This window comes from Psychrobacter sp. Rd 27.2 (assembly GCF_001921755.1).
GTDB lineage: Bacteria > Pseudomonadota > Gammaproteobacteria > Pseudomonadales > Moraxellaceae > Psychrobacter > Psychrobacter celer.
The window spans coordinates 1-533 of sequence record NZ_MRYB01000064.1; the positions used below are offsets into that span (position 1 = coordinate 1).

Sequence of the window (533 nt, forward strand, 5' to 3'; positions counted from 1 at the left end):
ATCATAGAACTTTGCAGTGGTTGCATGATCGTATGGCAGCGTCGTTCCGTATGCAGTATTGTCTTAATGCAGATTTATTTACGTATGTGATACCTGACCCTCATACACCCGCAGAAATTACTACTTTTTGGTTTGAATTTCTAAGAAAAGAGCTGGAGAGAGTGTTTGCTGAGTATTTGCAGCTTCCTCGATTGATTCTTACTGCTGCTCTTTATCCAAATCCTGATAAAAAAGGTATTGCGGCAGAAGATGAGATTTATGATTTGACTAGGCAGTTATATCCTGACTTGAAACGCTTTCAACTTTAATAATACGGGTAAGACCTCCAAATTCGCTAAACATCATAAGAGTCAAATTACCTATATCTGCCTTATAAAAGGTACCTAGATTTCATAATTATCATTGAATATGATGTCTACTACTCCCTCTCTACCATAATCATAAACCCTCAGAACTATCTTCTATTTCCTAAATATTATTTTTTTCAATCATTTTCTAGTCATTTGTTTATGTTACCATTGTGTTTTTATGAG

At 34.9% G+C, this 533-nt stretch carries 1 protein-coding gene; it reads left to right on the forward strand.

The annotated features are described in order from the left end of the window. On the forward strand, positions 1-308 hold a 308-nt coding region (locus tag BTV99_RS12620), incomplete at its 5' end, for a hypothetical protein (RefSeq protein ID WP_218607594.1). Between the last annotated feature and the right edge of the window lie 225 nt (positions 309-533).